Annotated in this window: 2 protein-coding genes and 1 tRNA gene; 1 reads left to right on the top strand and 2 read right to left on the bottom strand. The window is 59.7% G+C overall.

From position 1 onward, the window contains the following. Together WAO69_RS01305 and WAO69_RS01300 are read right to left on the bottom strand one after the other, a co-directional pair. Positions 1-1,097 (bottom strand): winged helix-turn-helix domain-containing protein (locus WAO69_RS01305; protein WP_422175951.1); only part of this gene is annotated, 1,097 nt, incomplete at its 3' end. 3 nt (positions 1,098-1,100) lie between these two features. Next, complete coding sequence (locus WAO69_RS01300) at positions 1,101-2,126, bottom strand: LacI family DNA-binding transcriptional regulator (RefSeq protein WP_422175949.1); 1,026 nt, start codon at positions 2,124-2,126, stop codon at positions 1,101-1,103. Positions 2,127-2,242: 116 nt separating this feature from the next. On the opposite strand from WAO69_RS01300, the gene WAO69_RS01295 reads away from it, so the two are divergent. After that, positions 2,243-2,319 (top strand) — tRNA-Arg (locus WAO69_RS01295). The last annotated feature ends 27 nt before the right edge of the window (positions 2,320-2,346 follow it).

The following is a 2,346-nucleotide window of genomic DNA, read 5'->3' as shown; positions in this document are numbered from 1 at the left end:
GTTTGTTCGGGCCAGACCCTGCGCACGATCAGAACATCCCGATCGCGATAGGCTTTCATGTCGATCCGCCCGATCAGGCGGTCCTTCTCAAGCAGGGGAAAGACGTAATATCCATATGTCCTCTTGGCGGCCGGAACGAAGACCTCGATGCGATAGTGAAAATCAAACAGCCGCTCGGCGCGCTTGCGGTCTCGCAGGGCGGGATCAAACGGGCTCAGCACCCGGATACGCCCCGGCGGCTCGGGGGTGGCGGCGGCTTCTTCCAGAACGTCCGGCCTGGCAAAGACCTGACGCACAGCTCCGTTCGCGCAGACGATATCCAGCGCGATGATCCGTTTGTCATCCAGCGCCTGCATGCACCATGCCCTGGCCTCGGCCGGAGTGACCGTATCCCAGAACGCCGCCAACTCTCCGGAGGTGGCAAACCCCAGCCGATCAAGGGCGGTTTTGCAGCACCAGTCGATCGTGTCTCCTGTCTCGGGGCGCGCGTTGGAATGCAGCAGTCTCTGGTCGATGACGCGTTCGGTCAGGTCATAGTGTTTTTGAAAACCCTGCCGCCCCACAACCGTAAGCGCACCCGAGCGCCACAGATATTCCAATGCGGTCTTGGACGGGTGCCAGTCCCACCAGCCGCCCGAGCTTTTCTTTTCATCCTGCCCCAGATCCGCAGAACAAACCGGGCCATGCGCGCGGATATGGTCGAGCACATCGTCAAAACGGGCCTCGAACCCGTCACGACGCCAATTGCGCCACCGCTTTTTCAAAAGTTCTGCGTCGCGATGAAACCGCAGGTGCCAATGGGGATAGAACTCCATCGGGATCACCGCCGCATCATGGGTCCAATGTTCGAACAGCGCGCGGTCTTTCTCGTAAAGCCGTTGCAGATTGCCCGGGCGATACCCCGACCTGCGGGCAAACAGGATCATGTCATGGGCGCGTGCGACGGTGTTGATGCTGTCCAGTTGCACGAACCCCAGGTCTTGGATCACCGCATGCAGGTCGCCGCCTTTCCCCGTGCCTGCCGGTTGATCCGCCAGCCCGTGTTTGTGTAGGAACAGACGACGCGCTGCTTTGGTATCCAGCTGCGGCCGCGCCATCATTTATCGACGGCGCAGCGTATCGCCATAAGAGATCTTGGGCGACAGGGTCACGATCTTTTCGATCTGCGCCTCGGGATTTTCCAGAAGCGTCGCCACGATCTCGGCGGCTTTGCGCCCGATCTCTACCCGGCAGGAATCCATCGTGGCCAGTTGCCGGGGCAGGCCCTGCAGCAACTCGACACCGTTAAAGCCAGCAAGACCAATCTGTCCGGGGATGTCGATGCCTTGCTCAACAAGATACAGCAATCCTCCGGCACCGATCAGATCGTTGGAATAATAGAGAAAATCCAGATCGGGCGACCGTTCCAGCATGTCTGCTGTCATCTCACGCCCTTTGGCCAGAGCCGACCCGCCAGAGTAGAATGCGCGATCCTCGATCTCGACGCCGGATTTCGCCAGATGCTCGGTAAAGCCCTCAAAGCGTTTGCGTGCGCGGTGATCCAGCGGCATCTTGGTGCCCATGAACCCGATCCGCTGATAGCCGGCCTTGAGAATGGCCTTGGCCATTTCGCGCCCGGCGCGTCGGTGGGAAATCCCGACCATTGCATCGACCGGTGTGCCGTCGCTGTCCATCACCTCGACCACGGGTATTCCGGCAGCTTCAAGCATCGCGCGGGCCGCATCCGAGTGTTCCAGCCCCGCGATGATCACACCTGAGGGTCGCCAGGACAGCATTTCATACAAAACGCGTTCCTCTTTTTCGGGCAGGTAATCGGTGACGCCGACGACGGGCTGCAACTCGGTGTCTTCCAGCACCTGATTGATGCCGGTCAGAACTTCGGGAAAGACCATGTTTGACAGGGATGGAATGATCACCGCCACCAGATTGACACGGCTGGACGCCAGCGCACCGGCGATCTTGTTCGGAACATAGCCCAGCTCTTTCGCGGCAGCCAGCACGCGCGTGCGGGTTGCGTCCGACACGTCACCACGATTGCGCAGAACCCGGCTTACGGTCATTTCCGAGACGCCGGATGCTTCGGATACATCGCGCAGTGTAAGGGGACGTTTGTGCTCGATCGACATGGAATGGCCCTTGTGGCTTCGTCTTTCCCAAGTGTTATCGCAAACACGGCCAATGGGGCAAGCATGCAGGTCAGAAGATGACAAACCGCTGAGGGGCTTGTATGAAGACGCCCAGCGGCCCCGTGGCTCAACTGGATAGAGCAGCCCCCTCCTAAGGGGCAGGTTGCAGGTTCGAATCCTGCCGGGGTCACCAAAAACACCTGAAAAATATGGCTTATTT

This window comes from Aestuariivita sp. (assembly GCF_049276915.1).
Lineage (GTDB): Bacteria > Pseudomonadota > Alphaproteobacteria > Rhodobacterales > Rhodobacteraceae > Aestuariivita.
The sequence above is the reverse complement of the archived record's forward strand: the minus strand, read 5'-3'. Positions and strand labels throughout refer to the sequence as shown.

What these genes read in the sequence shown, in the direction of transcription:
- WAO69_RS01300 (WP_422175949.1), bottom strand. Translation starts at nt 2,126, where the DNA reads ATGTCGATCGAGCACAAACGTCCCCTTACACTGCGCGATGTATCCGAA.